Source organism: Streptomyces sp. NPDC093591 (assembly GCF_044764885.1).
Taxonomy (GTDB): domain Bacteria; phylum Actinomycetota; class Actinomycetes; order Streptomycetales; family Streptomycetaceae; genus Streptomyces.
Genome location: NZ_JBIWIY010000004.1, coordinates 319,940 through 337,525, shown reverse-complemented (window position 1 = coordinate 337,525; position 17,586 = coordinate 319,940). Strand labels below are relative to the sequence as shown.

Sequence of the window (17,586 nt, the reverse complement as noted above, 5' to 3'; positions counted from 1 at the left end):
CGCATGCCAACGGGCACTGGAGCGGGGCAGGATGTTGGGCGGCGTACGGACTGAGATCTATACCCGTTCGACTCCGGCCCCGGCCAGGACGCTCGCGATCTCGGTACCGCTGTTGCCGGTGCCGACCACCAGGACGTGCTGCCCGCGGTAGGGCGCCGGAGAACGGTAGTGGGCCGAGTGCAGCAGCCTGCCCGTGAAGGACGAACGCCCCGGCCAGTGAGGGAGGTGCGGGGTATGGCAGCGGCCGGTGGCCACCACTACCGCATTCGTGCGCACCGGCCCGTCGGGGGTATGGACCAGCCACAGTGCTCTCGAACCCGGCTCGGCCCGCTCGATGCGCTGCGCCAGGGTGGCCACCCGGACGTCGAGCCTGTGATGGGCGGCGTAATGCCTTCCTCCTGGGCCTTCCTGGCGGACAGTCGCCGACGTGCCGGTCGACGACCGCCGGGTGGTGTCCGTGTGCGGGTGCGGCGTCTGGGCTGCCCCACACGCGGCAGCCGGCAGACCTTTCGCGAGCAGATGCCCGGAGTGCTGGAGCGATACCAGCGCCGCACGGTCCATCTGGCCAGGCAGGTCCAGGTCAAGGCCCGTAGTCACGGAGTCGGCGGGCCGGGCTGGATCGCGTGTGCCGACGATACTCGCGGTGGGCCTGGCGCGGCCCTGCGCATCCCGTTGCCCGTCGGACGGGCGCCCCGCGTGATCGGCGTCGACGACTTCGTCCCGCGTCGGCGGTACCGCTACGCCACGGTGGTGATCGATGCCGAGACCCATGAGCCGATCGACGTCCTGCCCGACCGCACGGCCGACAGGGGCGCCGCAGCCCGCGCCATCCTCCAAGCAGCCGCGGAGCTCGGCGTCACCCGCCTGGACACCGCCGACGGTTACGGCGACACCGGTGAGGTCCTCGGCCGCGCGATCGACGGCCGACGCGACGAGGTCGGCATCGTCGCAGCGCCCTTCCGCGGCGGAAAAGCCCGGGGTGTTCGACGGGAGGTGGCCAGGGGAGGTGCGTAACGCAGTACGGTCGCCAGCTCCTGGAGCTGGTCCGTGTCGTGACGGCGTGCAGGCGGCGGCCGGTCAGCTGGGCGGCGACTGTGCCGTCCTCCTGGCTGACGGTGACGTCCACGACGGCGTCCGAAGCGGTCAAGTGGCGCAGCGCCACGTGGATCAGTCCGTGGGCCGGAGGTTGCTGCCAGAGCCGGGCGGACTCGATCGCCGCGGGCAGGAACATGCGGCCGTCGGCGGCATGGGCGAAGAGCGGTGCGGTTGCCTGCAACGCACCGTCGCACACCGCGCGGTGCGCTTCCAGCTCAGCACTGCCTTCCGTGGCCCGCAGGAGGCAGCCGGTAGCCGGCGGTGATCGCTGTGTCGGTCACCTTCAGGCCGGTCAGGACCTGGAACGCCGGGCCGTAGGCCAGGCCGGCACGAGCAGCGTGCTCGTAGTGCACGCCGCGTCGACCGTCGTGCCGGCCTCAGGGGTCTGCACCGGTGCAGGCACGGGGGCGGTGAGGCGGCGTACGCGGCCACGAGCGTGCGACGTCCACGGCGCGGAGGCGTCAGTGCGGGAGGCGATGAGGACGGGTTCCTCTGGCTGTCGAGACGCGCAGGACCCCTCACGGCGGTCTTGGTGGCCGTTCCTCAGGCCGCCGGCGTTGCCTGCCCCGACTGTACCGTCGGATGAGAACCGCATGGAGAGCACCGCCCTCCGACGGGAGGGCGGTGCTCTCCATGCCAGCTTGCGCGGCGGCAGTCATCAGTGCGGTCGCTGCTGGAGAGGGCGCCGATCACGCCCGCAGCGGGGGCCCGTACGACGAAGGCGTCTTCGGCGCGTGCTCCTCCGGTGTCAGTCCCGGTCCTCTGACGAGGGGTAGATCCGCCACAGCTGGGAGAGGTTGGGTCCGCCCCACATGCGGGTCAGGCCGACCAGCCGGTCGTTGCCCTGGAGGTGGTCGGCGATGGCCAGGGCGTAGCGCGGGTGCACGACCGAGACCAGGTAGAAGTCGTTGCCTCGCTCTGCGTGGGCGATCAGCCGCCAGTGCTGGCTGAGGCTGTCGGTGCTCTCTCGGAGGGTCACGGTGTCGGGCGGGTTGGCTCCTGCTGTGAGGCAGCGGCGGTTGGCGTACGACTCGATGCGCACGGTGCCGTCGTTGTGCTGCCGCAGGAACCATCGGTGCGAGGTGTTGTCCTTGGCGAACGGGTCCTGTGCCCAGGTCTGGGTGTGGTTGCCGACGCCGTCGTGCCAGTCGTTGCACATGAAGTAGGTGCCGGTGATGTGGTGGGTCATCGTCACAGATCCGCCCGCGAGCAGTACGAGGTCCGTCAAGTCAGTGCTCCTCAGCCTCGAGAGTTCGTCACAGGGGCGGACACCCCTTGCGACTGAGCGTAAGCAGCGGCTCGCTGTACAACAGGGCGGTCACCGGTCGTTTCCCGAGGTCAGATCCTGTCCGGGAGATCTCGAACAGGCGGACGGCTCTCCTCGGACCACTTGACCGAGCGTCACCCGCAGGTGCAACCGGCGACGCAGCGATGGGATAGGGCACCGTTGGTTTCGAACAGGCAAGGGGACCGGCATCCGGCAGCGAGGGCGGCAAGAACGAGAAAACGGCAGCTGCTTCTCCAGGTCGGCTGTCTCATTATGGGCGGCGCTGATCAAACAAACCCACCGGTCGGCCGCCTCCGCTTCCCGTAGCCGGGGCTTCGTCCGGCCGAGGGCAGGCAGCCCGCGACTTCATGACCCCCGCGCCGGATCGCGTAGCTTCTCCAGCGGCCGGGAGTTTCGGCCGGTCATCCGCCGGGCCCCGTGGGTCCGTCGCTGCGGGCGTCCACCGGTGCGGCGGAGAAGTGGTGCACTGCATGAGCTACGTGCTTGCGTCCGGGGTTGGTGGCAGCGGGCTCGTACAGGGGGCTGATCGTGACAGCCCGTTCCGCCAGAAGGGGAGATGGGCCTGTTGGTCATGACGCTCGTTTGACGCTCACGCGTCCACGTACGGGACAACGAGCCGGCAAAGGGGATTCTGGAGGGGCCTTTTCCGTGACTCGCGCAGGCTGACATCTTTCCGATGACGCATCATGTGGAGTGCGTTGCGATCCTTGAACCGGCCGCGAAGGGCTCCTGACCTGCTCTTTTGTGCATGCGTATTATGTGCGGTGTGGGCGTTACGGGCGATATTTTGACGCTGAAATGACGCTCGTGACGCTCGTTCTGATGGGGTGTCAGGCATACTGTGGGCGCTGGTCAGGCCACCTGATGCGTAGTCCGGTCAAGCAGGGGCGTAGGCGTCGAATGGCCGGCTGACGGAACACCCCGGCTACCTGCGCTTGAAGGTGTTCGCACCGCTGGCCGCCGACAGCGGGAGCGCTCAATCGGCGAAGCCGTGGGGCTCGGCCGTACCCGGCAAGAGCGTGAGCACCACCAGTACCGGACTGTCGCCCGCGAAGAGATCGACCGAGCGTGTCTGCGGGGACCTGACGTTCAGGCCCACCCGGTCGTCGCGGGCGCGCATCGCGCGGGTCTCCCTGGAGACGGCCTCGCCGGCCCACCGTACGAGATTGGTGTTCCAGGTCGCACCGAGGATGACCGCCTGGGCGAGAACTGCTGCAGGCATCCCATCTTTACGTCGAAGGTGAGCCGCGACAGAAGGTCGTCGATGCGCTTCGCGAAAGCCAGCTGTGGGCGTGGAACGGCGTGGTGTGTGCGCCGCGTGTGGCAGACACATGGGATTCCCTTGCGGTGGAGCGGAGAGTGCTTTCGAAGCGCTTCGATGCATGTCGGAGCACTAGGGAAGCGTCAAGAGATCGACATCGTTCATCGCGCAGATAGCAGGGAGATTCCCCTCCAGTGCCTTGGTGGAGGAATCTTTGAAGCGACCCTTGTGCGCCCATGGGCGTTCATTTAACCTCGCAGCATCGAAGCGCTTCGACTGCGCATCACGTCACAGTGATGGGATGTCCTCTTCCAGCTCAGCCAGTTTCAGTCACGACACCGCAGCCGACGGCCCACCGCCGGGTGTCCAGGTGCGCCATGAAGGGTTGACGCAATGACGCCGAACGCCTCCACCTCCTCAGAACCCAGTCGGAGAAGTTTCCTCGCGTCCACGGCGGTCGCAACAGCGGCGGTGGCCGGTGGGATGCCGCTGCTTGCCGCCTGCGGCGGTTCGGAAACCGGCTCACGTGAGGGGTCCACGTCGGGCAAGGCCGCGGACAAGCTGCTCCCGACGTACGTCGCCAGCACGGCCGCCCAGCCGGACCTGCCGTCGAAGAACGGTTCGGCGGCCGGCTACACCGGCAAGGTCGATCTCGCGGCCCTCGCCACCTCGGTCCCGGACAAGCTCGGCACCGGCGCCCCCTTCAAGATCATGTCCCCGTTCTGGGGTGCCCCGCCGAAGCCCGGAAACGCCTACTACACGGCGCTGGACGCCGCGGCGGGCACCAAGGTCACCTGGCAGAACCAGGACGGCAACACCTACGGCGAGAAGCTCGGCGCCGTCCTCGCCTCCAGCTCCATACCCGACATGGTGGTCGTTCCGAGCTGGGAGCTGGGTGGCAAGATCCCGAACGCGGTCACCGCGAAGTTCATGGACCTCGGCCTCTATCTGGCGGGCGACAAGGTCAAGAAGTACCCGAACCTGGCCGCGATTCCCTCCGACGCCTGGCGCATGTCCATCTTCGGCGGCGCCCTGCGCGGCATACCGATTTCCGCGGCCCCCGCGAGCTTCATCGTGCCCTACTACCGCAAGGACATCTTCGACGAGAAGGGCTGGTCCGTTCCCAAGTCGCCCGATGAGTTCCTCAGTTGGGCCAAGGATGTCACCAGCGCCAAGGCCAAGGTGTACGCCTGCGGTGACATGAGCTGGAGTGCACAGGTCATCTTCGGCGTCCGCCCCGCCGGGACGCTCGGCTGGAACATCGAGGACGACGGCAAGGTGACCTACCGCATCGAGCATCCCGAATTCCTCGAATTCCTGGAGTGGGTCCGCAAGCTGTTCGCCGCCGGCGTGGTCCACCCCGACGACAGGGCGCGCTCCGGCGACCCGAGCCAGCGGTTCACCGCCGGACAGATCCTGGTCTTCAACAGCGACATGTCCGCCTGGTACACCAAGACCGCCGAACAGGCCCAGGCCAACCCGGAGTTCCAGATCGACGCGATGGACTACTTCGGCGCCGACGGCGGCAACCCGACGCTGTACGCGTCCCAGCCCGCCAGCCTCTGGTCGCTGATCCGCAAGGGCGCCTCGAAGGAGACGATCGAGAACGCGCTGGCCGCCGCCAACTTCGCGGCCGCGCCCTACGGCACCAAGGAGCGGATGCTCGTCGACTACGGCGTCGAGGGCACCCACTACACGGTCAAGGACGGCGTCCCGGTCAAGAACGAGCGGGGCAACTCCGAGGTGATCAACGCCTGGACGTCGCTGGCGGCGCCGGCTCCCTACTTCGCCCACCCGGACCTCCCGGACGTGGCCCGCAAGCAGGTCGAGTGGCAGCAGCGGATGGGTGCCTTCATGAAGAAGACGTCCACGTACGGCATGAACATCGTCGAGCCCAGCCGCTACGCCAATCTCCGGAGCCAGTTCGAGCAGCTGGAACTCGACTACGTGCGGGGCCACAAGAAGATGTCCGACGTGCAGGCGGCCATCTCCACCTGGAAGTCCTCCGGCGGCGACAAGCTGCGCGACTGGTACAAGAAGCTCCTCGACAAGAACGGCAGTGGCAACTGATGTCGCTCACGGCGGGGAGCAGGCCCGACGGGAGTCGTCCCCCCGCTGCCGTCGAGGAGCCGACGGCAGCGGTCGCCGCGGCAGCAGTGAACGACCGGATCCCACGCAGGACGAGCAAGGCCGGCAAGACGGGCAAGGTCCCCTGGCGGATCCGGCTGCGCCGCGACCGCGCGCTCATCCTGATGACGCTGCCCGTGATCGTGTTGCTCCTGATCTTCAACTACGTCCCCTTGCTCGGTAACGTCGTCGCCTTCCAGGAGTACGACCCGTACGTCTCCAGCAACGGCATCACGGCGATCTTCCACAGCCCCTGGGTGGGCGTGGAGCAGTTCTCGCGGATGATCGACGACCCGCTCTTCTGGGACGCCGCGAAGAACACCATCGTCCTGTTCCTGCTCCAGCTGGTGCTGTTCTTCCCGGTCCCCATCGCACTCGCGCTGGTCATCAACAGCGTGATCCGGCCCCGGGTGCGGGCCGTGGCGCAGGCGATCATGTATCTGCCGCACTTCTTCTCCTGGGTCCTCGTGGTCACCGTCTTCCAGCAGATCCTCGGCGGCGCGGGCATCATCGCGCAGACCCTGGAGAAGCAGGGGTGGAGCGGCTTCGACCTGATGACCGACGCCGACCTCTTCAAGTATCTGGTCACCGCGCAGGCCGTGTGGAAGGACGCAGGCTGGGGGATCATCGTCTTCCTCGCCGCCCTGTCCGCCGTCAGCACCGATCTGTACGAGGCCGCCGCCATGGACGGCGCGGGACGCTGGCGGCGCATGTGGCACGTCACACTGCCCGCACTGCGCCCGGTGATCGCCCTGCTGCTGGTCCTGCGGGTGGGCGACGCGCTGAGCGTCGGATTCGAGCAGTTCCTGCTCCAGCGGTACGCGGTCGGTGTGGGGGCCAGCGAGGTCCTCGACACGTACGTGTGGAACATGGGTATCCAGAACGGCGACTTCAGCTACGCGGCCGCGGTCGGCCTTGTCAAGGGAGTCATCGGAGTCTGTCTCGTCCTGGGCGCGAACAAGTTCGCGCACCTGCTCGGCGAGCAGGGGGTGTACAAGAAATGAGCCTCAACACGCAGCTCATCCGCAGCCTGAAGGCGCCCGCCCGCCCCGTGTGGGAGGAGCCGCCGAGCAAGGCAGGACTCACCGCCAAGAGCGCCTTCCTGGTGCTGTGCTGCCTGGGGGTGCTCGGTCCGTTGTGGATCGTGATCGTCACCAGCCTTTCTCCCAAACCTGTGATCGACCGGGTCGGCGGCCTCGTCGTGATCCCCCAGGGCATCACCTTCGTCAACTACACCGAACTCCTCAGCGGCGGCCAGGTCAGCCGCGCGATCATGATCTCGGTCGGCGTCACGCTCTTCGGCACGCTGTTCTCGATGACGGTGTCGATACTCGCGGCCTACGGCCTGTCCAGGCCGGGAAGTCTGGGCCACCGGTTCTTCCTGATGACCATGATGGCGACCATGTTCTTCGGCGCCGGCCTCATCCCGACCTACCTTCTGGTACAGACGCTGGGGCTCACTGACACCTATCTGTCGCTGATCCTGCCGAGCGCGGTCAGTGTCTTCAACATCCTCGTCCTGCGGGCCTTCTTCATGGGGATCTCCCCAGAACTCACCGAGTCCGCACGGATCGACGGGGCCAGTGACCTGCGCATCCTGCTGACCATCATCCTGCCGCTGTCGCGTGCCGTGCTGGCCGTCATCTCCCTGTTCTACGCGGTCGGCTACTGGAGTGCCTGGTTCAACGCCTCCATCTACCTCACCGATCAGCGGATGATGCCCCTGCAGAACGTGCTCATCCAACTGGTCCAGAAGAACACCGAGGCCCCGACCGGCCTCCAGCAGGCGGTCCACACCGGACAACTCTCCGCACTGGGGCTGCAGATGGCCGTCATGGTCCTCGCCCTTATCCCCGTCGCGGTCGCCTCCCCGTTCGTCCAGCGGCACTTCAAGAAGGGCATGCTCACCGGCGCGATCAAGGGCTGAGCCCTCGACCCGCCCCGCGCCGTGGAACCGTCGGTCCCAGGTCCGCAACTTCGTTGTGGCCGGTCGTGCCCACGCGGGGGAGCCGCACAGCGATAACGCCCCGCGCCTCTGAGGGCGTCACTTTCTCCCTTTCCCTTGCACAAGAAAGAGGTATGTCATGCGCACGCTCCATCTCAGCAGAAGAGGTGTGCTTGCCGGAACCGCTGCCACGGCCGCGGCCGCCACCCTGCCGGTGCTCCAGGGACGTGCGCAGGCCGCCGACAATGGCACCGAGACCGCCGCCCCCGCCTACCGCTGGCGCAACGCCGTCCAGGGCGGCACCGGATTCGTCACCGGCCTCCTCTTCCACCCTTCCTGCCGCGGCCTCGCCTACGCCCGCACCGACATCGGCGGCGCCTACCGCTGGGACGACCGGACCGACCGCTGGATCCCGCTGACCGACCACCTCGGGTGGGACGACTGGAACCTGCTCGGCGTCGAGGCCATGGCCGTCGATCCGGCCCACCCGAACCGGGTGTACCTGACCCTCGGCGCGTACACGCAGTCCTGGGCCGGCAACGGGGCTGTGCTGCGGTCCGAGGACCGCGGGGCCACCTGGAAGCGCACCGACCTCACCGTGAAGCTGGGCGGCAACGAGGACGGGCGGGGATGTGGCGAGCGGCTGCTCGTCGACCCGCGCGACAGCGACACCCTGTGGCTCGGCACCCGGCACGACGGGCTGCTCAAGTCCACCGATCGTGGCGCCACTTGGCAGCCCGCGGACTTCCCGGCCGCCCCGAGCGCCACCGGTCAGGGCGTCACCCTCCTCGTCGCCGTGGGCCGTACGGTCTACGCCGGCTGGGGCGACTCCGACGGCACGGCCGGCAAGCCGAACCTGTACCGCACCGTTGACGGCAAGACCTGGGAGCCCGTCCCCGGCCGGCCCACCGGCACCGCCGCCAGGGTGCCGATCCGCGCCGCGTACGACCGCCACACGCGCGAGCTGTACGTGACGTACGCGAACGCCCCAGGGCCCAACGGCCAGTCCGACGGCAGTGTGCACAAGCTGCGCACCACCAATGGGAAGTGGACCGAGGTCACGCCCGTGAAGCCGGGCGGAACCGCGACGGACGGGTCTGCCGACACCTTCGGCTACGGCGGTGTCGCCGTCGACGCCCGCCGCCCCGGCACGCTCGTCGTCTCCACGAACAACCGGTGGGCCGAGATCGACACCGTCTTCCGCTCCACGAACGGCGGCCGCACCTGGACCTCCCTGAAGGACACGGCCGTCCTCGACGTCTCCGAGACCCCGTACCTCAAGTGGGGCGGGGACAAGCCCAAGTTCGGCTGGTGGATCCAGGCCCTCGCCCTCGACCCGTACGACTCCCGGCACATCGTCTACGGCACCGGCGCGACCATCTACGGCACCCGCGACCTCAAGCACTGGGCCCCGCAGATCCGCGGCCTGGAGGAGGCGGCCATCCGCCAGCTGGTCTCGCCTCCGACCGGTGAGGCGCACCTGCTCAGCGGGTCCGGGGACATCGGTGTGATGTACCACGAGCGGCTCACGGCGTCGCCGTCGCGCGGCATGGCGTCGAACCCGGTGTTCGGCACCTCCACCGGTCTGTCGCTGGCCGCGGCCAAGCCGTCGTACGTGGTCCGGGCGGGCTGGGGCAACCACGGCAACGGCGCCTACTCGAACGACGGCGGCAAGGCCTGGGCACCCTTCGAGGCGCAGCCCGCCGTCGCCAAGGACGCGCCGGGGCCGATCGCCACCAGCGCCGACGGCAGCGTGCTGCTGTGGTCCTTCGGCACGGCGAACCCCGGATACCGCTCGGCCGACAACGGCGCCACCTGGTCCGAGGTCGCCTCCTTCCCGAAGGGCGCCGCCCCGATCGCGGACCCCGTCGACCCGACCCGCTTCTACGCCTTCGACACCACGACCGGCACGCTGTTCGCCAGCACCGACAGCGGCCTGACGTTCACCGCGCGTGCCACCGGCCTGAGCACGGGCGACAGCGAGTTCCAGCTGACGGCTGCTCCGGGCCGCACCGGCGACCTGTGGCTCAGCCTCAAGGGAAACGGGCTGTACCGCTCCACCGACGGAGGTGCGACCTTCACCAAGGTCAGCAGCTGCCATGCCTCACACACCGTGGGCTTCGGCAAGGCCGCCGAGGGCGCTTCCTACCCGGCGATCTACATGGTCGGCGCCATCGAGAGCTTCAACGCCGTCTACCGCTCCGACGACGAGGCGAAGACCTGGGTGCGGATCAACGACGACCAGCACCAGTGGGGCTGGACCGGAGCCGCCATCACCGGTGACCCGCGCGTGTACGGCCGGGTCTACCTCTCCACCAACGGCCGCGGCGTGCAGTACGGGGAGCCCGCCTGATGCCCGACCTGGGCACCCACCACGACCTGCTGACAGCGGAGACCGTCACCGACGGGGTGCCCCTCGGCCGCTACGGCGTGGCGGTGCTCCGGCCATGACCACGAGCCCCCACGGCGCCCTCGCCTTCGGAGAGCCGGAAGCCGAGGGGGGCGGTCACACCCTGGTACGGCCGGGCGGCGATCAGCCCCGCTGATTCAGCAATCACTCGCAACAGAGAAGGAAACTCCATGAGAAAGTCTTGGATTCTCCCCCTGATCACGCTTGTCGCCGCCGCGCTCGGGGTGACAGCGACAGGTGTGGCCCCTGCCTCCGCCGCCTCCGACACGCCTTTGCGGGTGATGCCGTTGGGCGACTCGATAACGTGGGGTGTGGGAAGCAGTACGGGCAACGGCTACCGGGGGCCGTTGTGGAACAGGCTCGCGGCGGACGGCCATCCGCTGGACTTCGTGGGCACGGTGCGGAACGGTTCGATGTCCGATCCGGACAACGAAGGCCACTCCGGGTACCGCACCGACCAGATCGCCGCGCTCGCCGACGCCTCGCTGACCCGCTACCGGCCCAACGTGGTGACGCTGCACATCGGTACCAACGACCTCCAGGGGGCCTCCGAGGTCGACAGCGCCATCGCCCGGCTGAGGTCGCTGGTCAACCAGATCACCGCCGACGTCCCCGACGCCACCGTCCTCGTCGCCTCCCTGGTCGTGTCCACCAGCAGCTCGGAGGAGCGGTTCCGGGGCACGTACAACCAGGCCACCCGGCAAATCGTCAGCGACGCGCAGGCCGCAGGCAAACGCGTCGCGTTCGTCGACATGAGCAGCCTGACCACGGCCGACCTGGCCGACCCCCTGCATCCCAACGACTCGGGCTATCAGAAGATGGCCGACGCCTTCCACCGTGGTGTCCGGTCCGCGGACAGCGCCGGGTGGCTGAAGAACCCCGCCCCCGCGCCCGCTCGCGTGCAGTCCGGCGTGGCCGGCAAGTGCATGGACGTCAACGGTGCGAACAGCGCCAACGGGACCGCCGTCCAGACGTGGAGCTGCGGCGATAGCGCCAACCAGTACTGGTCCGCCTACACCGACGGCACCCTGCGCTCCCTGGGCAAGTGCCTCGACGCCGCCGGCGGGGCCACCGCCAACGGCACCAAGGTGCAGATCTGGTCCTGCCACGGCGGCGCCAACCAGGTCTGGCAGCCCTACAACGGCGGCTACCGCAACCCCGCCTCCGGCCGCTGCCTCGACGTTCCGGGCTCCTCCACGGCCGACGGCACGCAGCTCGTGCTGTGGGACTGCAACGGCGGCTCCAACCAGAAGTGGACCACTCTGACCACCGGATGAACCCCGCGCCCGGGATCTGAGCCCTTTCCGGGCTCAGATCCCGGGAGGACACCGGTGCCGGGTCCCGCTGGGGACGGCACCGGCTGCGGTCGGCTCATACAGTCGGCCCGGGGACCTCGACGGTCAAGGTGGTGTTCAGGCCCACCGTCCTCGCGGCCCAGGGCGACCTCTGGCGTTCGTCCTGGGTCGCCGCGTCCGTCGCGAACGACGGCATCTCGATTCTCGTCACCCGCTCCCACACGAACCCCCAGGTCATGGACCCGGGGGTTGTCTATTGTCCAGACCCGGGGGCGGAGGGCGCGCACCACAACGGGCCATGAGGCCGCTGCTTGCGGCCTGTGGGTGTCGGAGTGCGCGTCGGCGAGGGAGTGGAGGTGCTACTGGGAGAACGAGAAGTACAGGGTCCGACCGTAGTCGCCCGTCGCCGTGGTGGGGCCGCCGCTGGGGCCGAGCGCGGACGGTGCGTCGAACTTGGTGCCGATGGCCGGGATGGCGTCGAGGAACGACAGGTCTCCCTTCGGGAAGGTCGGCGCGGTGTGGCGGGGGTCGGGGCCGAACCGGGGGGTGAAGAGGCGAAGGTAGAGGTTCTCGTCCTCGGAGACCATGGTGATGCGTCCGGCGGTGGTGTGCAGGGACGCCCAGCGGACGTCCGCGTGGTAGCCCTTGAACTCCGGGTACACCCAGCCGTCGGCACCGGTCGCGGTGTCGTTGTACTGCTTCGTCCAGACGTCCGTCGCGACGCCGCGCAGCCGGTTCTTCCACACCCTGTGCGGTCCGTGGCCGAGCCATGTCACGCCGGTCACCTGCGATTCGGGATGGTCGAAGCCGATGCCGAAGAGGTCGTGCTCGCCGGTGAGGTGGTAGCGGTAGTCCAACTGCAGCCAGCCGCTGGGGTGCAGACGCCACCGGACATGCCGCAGCACGCCGGAGTACTCGGCCTCCACCGTGTAGCCGTTGCCGTCGGACCCGTGCGTCAGGCGGGTGAGGTCGGCCGTTCCGGTGGTGGGCAGCGGGCCGCGGGACAGCGCGAAGTCCGTCCCTCGGTGGGTGACGCCGGCCAGCATGCCCGTCGTGGCGTCGAGCGTGACCGTGGTGTGGCGGGACGCGAGGGTGAGCCTGTCGTCGGCGAGCCGGCCGCGTACGGCTGGTCCCGGGCCCGTCCGTACCAGCCGTCGGGCCTGTTCGGCGGCGGACGCGATGGTCCATGTCCAGCGGCGGATCCCGCGGCCGTCGGCGTCGGTGACGGTGAGTGCCAGGGCGTCGGCGCGTCGCCAGCCGGACGGCAGGGGCAGGCGCAGCACTCCTTGTGCGCCGGGGTCGATGTCCGGAGCGGAGGCGGTGCCTTGGGCGCGCACGGTGTGGCCGTCCCGCCGCTGCGAGGGGGTGCGGAAGTTCAGGAGCCGCCAAGTGAAGCGGCAGGTCCGGGTGTTGGTGAAGGCGTAGTGGTTGGTGAGGTGGATCCGTCCGTCGAAGTCGTCCGGCAGGCCGGAGGTGAACCGCTCCGGCTCGGCGAGTTGTACGGGAGACCAGATGTCCTTGATCGTGTAGAAGCTGGCCTCCTTCTCGCGGAAGGGGCCGAGGATGCCGTCGGGTGCGGCGTTGCCCGCCACATCGATGGCGCCGCCGAGGTCGTCCCGCACGATGCCCTCGTCGATCAGTGACCACAGGAAGCCTCCGGCGGAGAGCCGTTCACGGCCCATCAGCTTCCAGTAGTCGTCGAGCCCCGCGCCGGCGCCGCCGTCGTAGAGGCCGTGGAGGAACTCGGTGGGCATGAAGACGTCGCCCTGTTCCTGGAGGATGCGGCGCGTGCTGTCGTACGTCTCGTAGTGGTCGGTGTTGATGCCGCCGAAGTTCGCCCAGGGGTGCAGGACGGTGCGCTGCTGGGGGTCGTGGCGGGCGTAGTCGGCGTCGAGGGCGGTGTTCCAGCCGCCTTCGTTGCCGTTGCACCAGAACAGGATCGACGGGTGGTTGACATCGCGGGTGACCATCGAGGTGACGAGGGGTCTGCCTGCCGCTTCGTCGTAGGACTTCTGCCAGCCGGCCAGTTCGTCGAGCACGTACAGCCCGAGTTCGTCGGCGAGGTCGAGGAAGTGCGTGTCCGGCGGGTAGTGGGACATCCGGACCGCGTTCATGTTCATCTCCTGCATCAGGAGGATGTCCTTGCGGCTGATGCGCGCGCTGGTCGCCCGGCCGGACGTGGGCCAGATGGTGTGCCGGTTGGCTCCTTTGAGGAGGACCTTGACGCCGTTGACGTACACGCCGTCGCCGGGGCGGACCTCGACGGTGCGGAAGCCGAATCTCTCGTCGACGCGGTGGACGGTGCGGTGGTCGCCGGCGCGGAGCGCGACCTCGACGCGGTAGAGGTGCGGGGTCTCCGCCGTCCACTGGCGGGGGGAGTCGACAGCGGTCCTGAGGGTCACCGTCGTGTCGCCGGGAGCGACGGCCGCGGTGAACGGGGCGCCGACCGGGCGCCCGGAGAGGTCGGTGACCCGGGCGACGAGACGGTCGGCGGCACCGGTACCCGACAGATGGGCGTCGATCCGCAGCGTGCCGTCGGCGCGGGCGTCGACGGCGATGCGTTCGATGTGCTGGAGCGGGAACGCCTCGAGATGGACGGGGCGGTAGATGCCGCCGAAGTTCCAGTAGTCGCCCAGGCGTTCGGCCCGGTTGACGGAGTCGTCGGTGGACTCCTTGCTGACCGTCACCTCCAGGAGGTTGTCCTGGCCCGGACGCAGCTTCTCGGTCACCTCGTGCCGGAACCGGTAGAAGCCGCCGCGGTGGACGGGCCCGGCCGACTCGCCGTTGATCCACGCCTCGGTCTCGGTCATCGACCCCTCGAAGATGAGGAAGACGCGTCTGTCACGCCAGTGGGCGGGCGGCGTGAAGGTGTGCCGGTAGCGGCCTTTCTCCTCCGGGCGCAGATTCCACCCGTAGTTGTACGTGCCGTATCCGTGGAACTCCCAGTTGGACGGAACCGGGATGCTGCCCCAACTGCCGCTGCGCCGCCCGCTGGTGCACAGGAAGTCCCAGTCGACCGGGTTGTCGGCGTCCTCGCCGGACAGATACAGGCGCTCGGTGCGCGTGGAAGCGTCCGTTCCGTCGGCCGTCTCGGCCTCGGCGGCCCGGGCCGAGCCCGTGGGAAGGCCTCCGGCGAGGGCCGCGCTGGCTGCGCCCAGGATCAGAACGCCACGGCGTGACAATTGCATGACATCTCCAGCCTTCAGAAACCATCGGGAGGGAACGGTGGGACGTGCGCGTAGTCGACGGGCCCGGTCGGCACACGGTCGTCGAAGCGCTTGCGTCGGCAATCCCGCAGATCAGAGCACATCCGCAGGGGCGATGACGACATTAGGAACCGAATGAATCGAACACAAGGTGGCAGCAGCCGTCAGGTGCCTCGGAATCGCATTCAGCCTGCCCGCGCTCCGCGCCGCTGTGCGGCGCGGCCCCATGTGCTGTTCAGGGGCGTGTACGGGCCGGTACTGGCCAGTTCCATGGTGGCCGCCCTGACGGAGCAGGGCGAGACGGCGCCCGCCGACCGCGCTTCAGCAGCGCCCAGTGGCTCCTGGTCACGGCCGTTGCTTCGGCCTTGGCGCACGGTTACGCGCATCTGATCGCGCTGCGTGGTGACCGGACGCATCACGGGCGTCCCGTCCGGGGGTTTGCGGGAGGTGGTGACGGCCGGCCGAGGGGCGGATTCGGTTCGCGAAGTGGCGCAGGGGCCGATGGTGTGCTGGGGCGGGCCATCACGGTCTGGTACGGGTCGCTCGTCTGCCCGCGGTGCGCGGGCGGGGGAGGAGGGCAGTATCGGGGTGTGAGCTTGGAGGGCTTCTCGAAACCGAGGGTGGTTTCGAGAAGCTCTCTCAGCCCTGGGCGGTGGTGTCAGCCGAGGCGCCACTGCTGGTTGCTGCCGCCGTTGCAGTCCCACAGTTGGACCAGTGCGCCGCTGTCGGTGGAGGCGCCGGTCACGTCCAGGCACAGGCCTGACCGGACGCTGGTGATGGTGCCGTTGGAGTTGCGGTTCCATTGCTGGTTGGTGCCGCCGTTGCAGTCCCATATCGCGACTTTGGCGCCGGCTGTGGTGCCGGTCGCGTCGAGGCACTTCGCACCGCCGTAGACGGGGAGCTGCTTGGTCGACGTGCCGGTCCAGGTCTGGTTCGTGCCGCCGTTGCAGTCCCAGATGTGCGTCTGGGTGCCGTTGGTCTGCGAAGAGCCGGGCACGTCCAGGCACTTGCCTGAACCGGTGGCGCGGATCGGACCTGTGGTGGTCCCGCCGGAGCCGTCGAGTCCGAAGAAGGCGATGGCCCGGGCCGCCATGCCACTGGCGGGCAGGGAGTGCCCGACACCCTGGAAGCTGTTCGCCTCGACCGGGGCCTGCGCGCCGGCGGAGCCGTAGCGGGTGCGGGTCCAGCCGGACTGCGGGGAGTCAGTGAAGACCGGAGTCTGGCTCACTCCGAGCACATTGGTCCACTGCTTGATCTCTTCACCAAAGTTCACGTAGTTCAGCGCCTCGTCCTCGGTGCCGTGCCACAGCTGCATCCGTGGCCGGGGGCCGGTGTACCCCGGGTAGGCGCCCCGGACGAGGCCGCCCCACTCCTGTGGGGTCTTGGTGATCTTGCCGGTGGAGCAGTCGCTGTTCCAGCCGGAGCCGTCGGTGGTGGCGAAGCAGCCGAACGGCACGCCCATGAACGCCGCACCGGCCTTGAACAGGTCGGGGTAGTCGCCGAGCAGGACATTGGTCGTCATCGCGCCGGACGAGGCGCCGGTGACGTAGACCCGGCCGGGGTCGGCGTTCATGTTCTGCAGGGTGTATCGGACCATCGAGGCGATGCTCGTGGGGTCACTGCCCCCGTCATGCTTGAGCGCCTGGGGCGAGGAGACGTCGAAGCACTGCCCGCTGACGTTCGCGTCCGGGTAGACGACGATGAACCCGTGCTGGTCGGCCAGGCGGGCGAACTCCGTGTTGGCGTAGAAGGTGGGCCCCGTGCCGGTGCAGTAGTGCACTGCCACCACCACCGCCGGGCGAGCCGGAGCGTTGTCGGGCCTGTAGACGTACATCCGCAGGTTTCCGGGGTTGCTGCCGAAGTTGGTCACCTCGGTCAGTGACGCGGCCGACGCGGTGGTGGCCGAGGCGCCGGTCAGTCCGAGTGCCGCGATCAGCGGCGAGATCGCCATCAGCAGGGCTACCAGTACATCTCTGACGCTTCTCTTTTTGGACTTCCGGGACATGACGGTGTCCTTTCTGGAATCCGGCGCGGCCGGGGGAATGACCGGGTGGTGAAGCGCTTCGACGCTTCCATTGTTCTGGGCGTGGTGTCAATGCCTGGCGGGAAGCAAGGTTGCATCGCCTCCATTCCTCTGTTTCAGCATGGAATTCTCATTAACTCGAGTCATTAAGTGGCGCGCTTCGACGCTCGCTGAGGGCTACCGGCCGGCCTTGATCGCTTTTTCAGGTGTGGACCAGACCGTGCTCGGGAACGCTGCGGTGAGCCGACCCGCCGCCGTCTGACCGCGACTCCAGGAGCCGTTGCCGACGATCCAGAACACGCGCTTGGCGCTTGCGCAGGGTTCCTGGCTCATGACCTGGGCGGCCGTGCAGGCCAGACCTTGAGGAGTCGCGCATGAGACAGCAGGTCCTGGTCCTCTATCTCGCGACGTCGGTGCTGGACTCCGACGTCGTCGGCTGGTCGCGCTACGACGGGACCGGCCGGACCCGTCCGACGACCGGTGACAGCGACGAGCCGCCCTATCCCACCGGGCTTGCCGCGCTGCACGACGGGTGGCGCCTGTTCCAGGCCTCCCAATTGCTGCCCCCGCAGCCCGGTCACGAGTACGACGTCTCCTTCCTGAAGCACGAGTTCTTCTTCGAGAAGGTGGAGGACGGCCTTCGCCTTTGACGCAGTCCAAACGCCTCGACAGAACTCCCTGCGTTTATCTGCCTCACCCTCGTGTTGACCGTCTCGAGAAAGAGATTGCTGCGGCCCGGTTATCTTCGAAGCGCTTCGACAAAATGGTGCAACGAATGAAGGGCGTGTATATGACATTCGGGGTTGCGTAGCGGAGATACGGGAGTTGTACGGCGCTGCTCACTACGGTGATCGCCCTGCTGGTGGCGCCTGTGACCGGGTTGGGCGCCGCGGGTACGGCGCAGGCGGCCACCGTGGATACGAACGCGTCGTATGT

At 68.5% G+C, this 17,586-nt stretch carries 14 protein-coding genes and 3 pseudogenes; 9 read left to right on the top strand and 8 right to left on the bottom strand.

The features are described from left to right. Positions 1-57 precede the first annotated feature (57 nt). Positions 58-357, bottom strand: a complete 300-nt coding sequence (locus ACIREI_RS11000) for an NAD(P)-binding domain-containing protein (protein ID WP_403330261.1) — start codon at positions 355-357, stop codon at positions 58-60. Positions 358-400: 43 nt separating this feature from the next. Between ACIREI_RS11000 and ACIREI_RS10995 the strand changes: the two are divergent. Further along, positions 401-807 (top strand): annotated as a pseudogene (locus ACIREI_RS10995) (ISL3 family transposase); the annotation flags it as partial. 49 nt (positions 808-856) lie between these two features. Here the strand turns inward: ACIREI_RS10995 and ACIREI_RS10990 are convergent. The 4 genes and pseudogenes from ACIREI_RS10990 to ACIREI_RS10975 all read right to left on the bottom strand — a co-directional run. Continuing rightward, a complete protein-coding gene (locus ACIREI_RS10990) occupies positions 857-1,291 on the bottom strand; it encodes a polyketide synthase dehydratase domain-containing protein (RefSeq protein ID WP_403330258.1) in 435 nt (144 codons plus the stop codon). A 19-nt stretch (positions 1,292-1,310) separates the two neighbouring features. Further along, the gene (locus ACIREI_RS10985; RefSeq protein ID WP_403330255.1) at positions 1,311-1,448 is read right to left on the bottom strand and encodes a hypothetical protein; all 138 of its coding nucleotides are present in this window, start codon (positions 1,446-1,448) and stop codon (positions 1,311-1,313) included. A gap of 395 nt (positions 1,449-1,843) precedes the next feature. Continuing rightward, positions 1,844-2,323, bottom strand: coding sequence for an RICIN domain-containing protein (locus ACIREI_RS10980; protein WP_403330252.1), 480 nt, complete (start codon positions 2,321-2,323; stop codon positions 1,844-1,846). Between the two features lie 1,135 nt (positions 2,324-3,458). Then, positions 3,459-3,721, bottom strand: a pseudogene (locus ACIREI_RS10975) (hypothetical protein); the annotation flags it as partial. A gap of 316 nt (positions 3,722-4,037) precedes the next feature. On the opposite strand from ACIREI_RS10975, the gene ACIREI_RS10970 reads away from it, so the two are divergent. The 6 genes from ACIREI_RS10970 (at position 4,038) to ACIREI_RS10945 (ending at position 11,403) form a co-directional block, all read left to right on the top strand. Beyond that, positions 4,038-5,714 carry an extracellular solute-binding protein gene (locus ACIREI_RS10970; protein ID WP_403330249.1) on the top strand — a complete coding sequence of 559 codons (1,677 nt, stop codon included), beginning with the start codon at positions 4,038-4,040 and terminating at the stop codon, positions 5,712-5,714. After that, positions 5,714-6,775, top strand: coding sequence for an ABC transporter permease (locus ACIREI_RS10965; protein ID WP_403330246.1), 1,062 nt, complete (start codon positions 5,714-5,716; stop codon positions 6,773-6,775). Before ACIREI_RS10970 ends, ACIREI_RS10965 begins: the two co-directional genes overlap by 1 nt. Continuing rightward, the gene (locus ACIREI_RS10960; RefSeq protein WP_403330243.1) at positions 6,772-7,698 is read left to right on the top strand and encodes a carbohydrate ABC transporter permease; all 927 of its coding nucleotides are present in this window, start codon (positions 6,772-6,774) and stop codon (positions 7,696-7,698) included. Before ACIREI_RS10965 ends, ACIREI_RS10960 begins: the two co-directional genes overlap by 4 nt. Before the next feature lie 157 nt (positions 7,699-7,855). Continuing rightward, positions 7,856-10,069, top strand: coding sequence for a 1,4-beta-glucanase (locus ACIREI_RS10955; protein ID WP_403330240.1), 2,214 nt, complete (start codon positions 7,856-7,858; stop codon positions 10,067-10,069). Continuing rightward, the gene (locus tag ACIREI_RS10950) at positions 10,069-10,167 is read left to right on the top strand and encodes a Beta-galactosidase C-terminal domain (RefSeq protein ID WP_403330237.1); all 99 of its coding nucleotides are present in this window, start codon (positions 10,069-10,071) and stop codon (positions 10,165-10,167) included. Before ACIREI_RS10955 ends, ACIREI_RS10950 begins: the two co-directional genes overlap by 1 nt. Before the next feature lie 129 nt (positions 10,168-10,296). Beyond that, positions 10,297-11,403 (top strand): ricin-type beta-trefoil lectin domain protein, encoded by a 1,107-nt coding sequence (locus tag ACIREI_RS10945; RefSeq protein WP_403330235.1) that lies wholly within the window; start codon positions 10,297-10,299, stop codon positions 11,401-11,403. A 94-nt stretch (positions 11,404-11,497) separates the two neighbouring features. On the opposite strand, the gene ACIREI_RS10940 is transcribed toward ACIREI_RS10945, so the two are convergent. Beyond that, the gene (locus tag ACIREI_RS10940) at positions 11,498-11,659 is read right to left on the bottom strand and encodes a hypothetical protein (RefSeq protein WP_403330232.1); all 162 of its coding nucleotides are present in this window, start codon (positions 11,657-11,659) and stop codon (positions 11,498-11,500) included. Positions 11,660-11,780: 121 nt separating this feature from the next. Beyond that, positions 11,781-14,609, bottom strand: coding sequence for a glycoside hydrolase family 2 TIM barrel-domain containing protein (locus ACIREI_RS10935; protein WP_403330230.1), 2,829 nt, complete (start codon positions 14,607-14,609; stop codon positions 11,781-11,783). A gap of 153 nt (positions 14,610-14,762) precedes the next feature. Between ACIREI_RS10935 and ACIREI_RS10930 the strand changes: the two are divergent. Beyond that, positions 14,763-15,049: pseudogene (locus tag ACIREI_RS10930) on the top strand (hypothetical protein); the annotation flags it as partial. 236 nt (positions 15,050-15,285) lie between these two features. Here ACIREI_RS10930 and ACIREI_RS10925 read toward each other — a convergent pair. Further along, positions 15,286-16,632 carry a PHB depolymerase family esterase gene (locus tag ACIREI_RS10925; RefSeq protein ID WP_403330227.1) on the bottom strand — a complete coding sequence of 449 codons (1,347 nt, stop codon included), beginning with the start codon at positions 16,630-16,632 and terminating at the stop codon, positions 15,286-15,288. A 392-nt stretch (positions 16,633-17,024) separates the two neighbouring features. Here ACIREI_RS10925 and ACIREI_RS10920 point away from each other — a divergent pair, with 392 nt between their 5' ends. Next, complete coding sequence (locus ACIREI_RS10920; protein ID WP_403330224.1) at positions 17,025-17,300, top strand: hypothetical protein; 276 nt, start codon at positions 17,025-17,027, stop codon at positions 17,298-17,300. Positions 17,301-17,586 lie beyond the last annotated feature (286 nt).

What these genes read in the sequence shown, in the direction of transcription:
- ACIREI_RS10960 (WP_403330243.1), top strand. Translation starts at nt 6,772, where the DNA reads ATGAGCCTCAACACGCAGCTCATCCGCAGCCTGAAGGCGCCCGCCCGC.
- ACIREI_RS10920 (WP_403330224.1), top strand. Translation starts at nt 17,025, where the DNA reads ATGAGACAGCAGGTCCTGGTCCTCTATCTCGCGACGTCGGTGCTGGAC.
- ACIREI_RS10945 (WP_403330235.1), top strand. Translation starts at nt 10,297, where the DNA reads ATGAGAAAGTCTTGGATTCTCCCCCTGATCACGCTTGTCGCCGCCGCG.
- ACIREI_RS10970 (WP_403330249.1), top strand. Translation starts at nt 4,038, where the DNA reads ATGACGCCGAACGCCTCCACCTCCTCAGAACCCAGTCGGAGAAGTTTC.
- ACIREI_RS10950 (WP_403330237.1), top strand. Translation starts at nt 10,069, where the DNA reads ATGCCCGACCTGGGCACCCACCACGACCTGCTGACAGCGGAGACCGTC.
- ACIREI_RS10955 (WP_403330240.1), top strand. Translation starts at nt 7,856, where the DNA reads ATGCGCACGCTCCATCTCAGCAGAAGAGGTGTGCTTGCCGGAACCGCT.
- ACIREI_RS10965 (WP_403330246.1), top strand. Translation starts at nt 5,714, where the DNA reads ATGTCGCTCACGGCGGGGAGCAGGCCCGACGGGAGTCGTCCCCCCGCT.
- ACIREI_RS10940 (WP_403330232.1), bottom strand. Translation starts at nt 11,659, where the DNA reads ATGACCTGGGGGTTCGTGTGGGAGCGGGTGACGAGAATCGAGATGCCG.
- ACIREI_RS10925 (WP_403330227.1), bottom strand. Translation starts at nt 16,632, where the DNA reads ATGTCCCGGAAGTCCAAAAAGAGAAGCGTCAGAGATGTACTGGTAGCC.
- ACIREI_RS10935 (WP_403330230.1), bottom strand. Translation starts at nt 14,609, where the DNA reads ATGCAATTGTCACGCCGTGGCGTTCTGATCCTGGGCGCAGCCAGCGCG.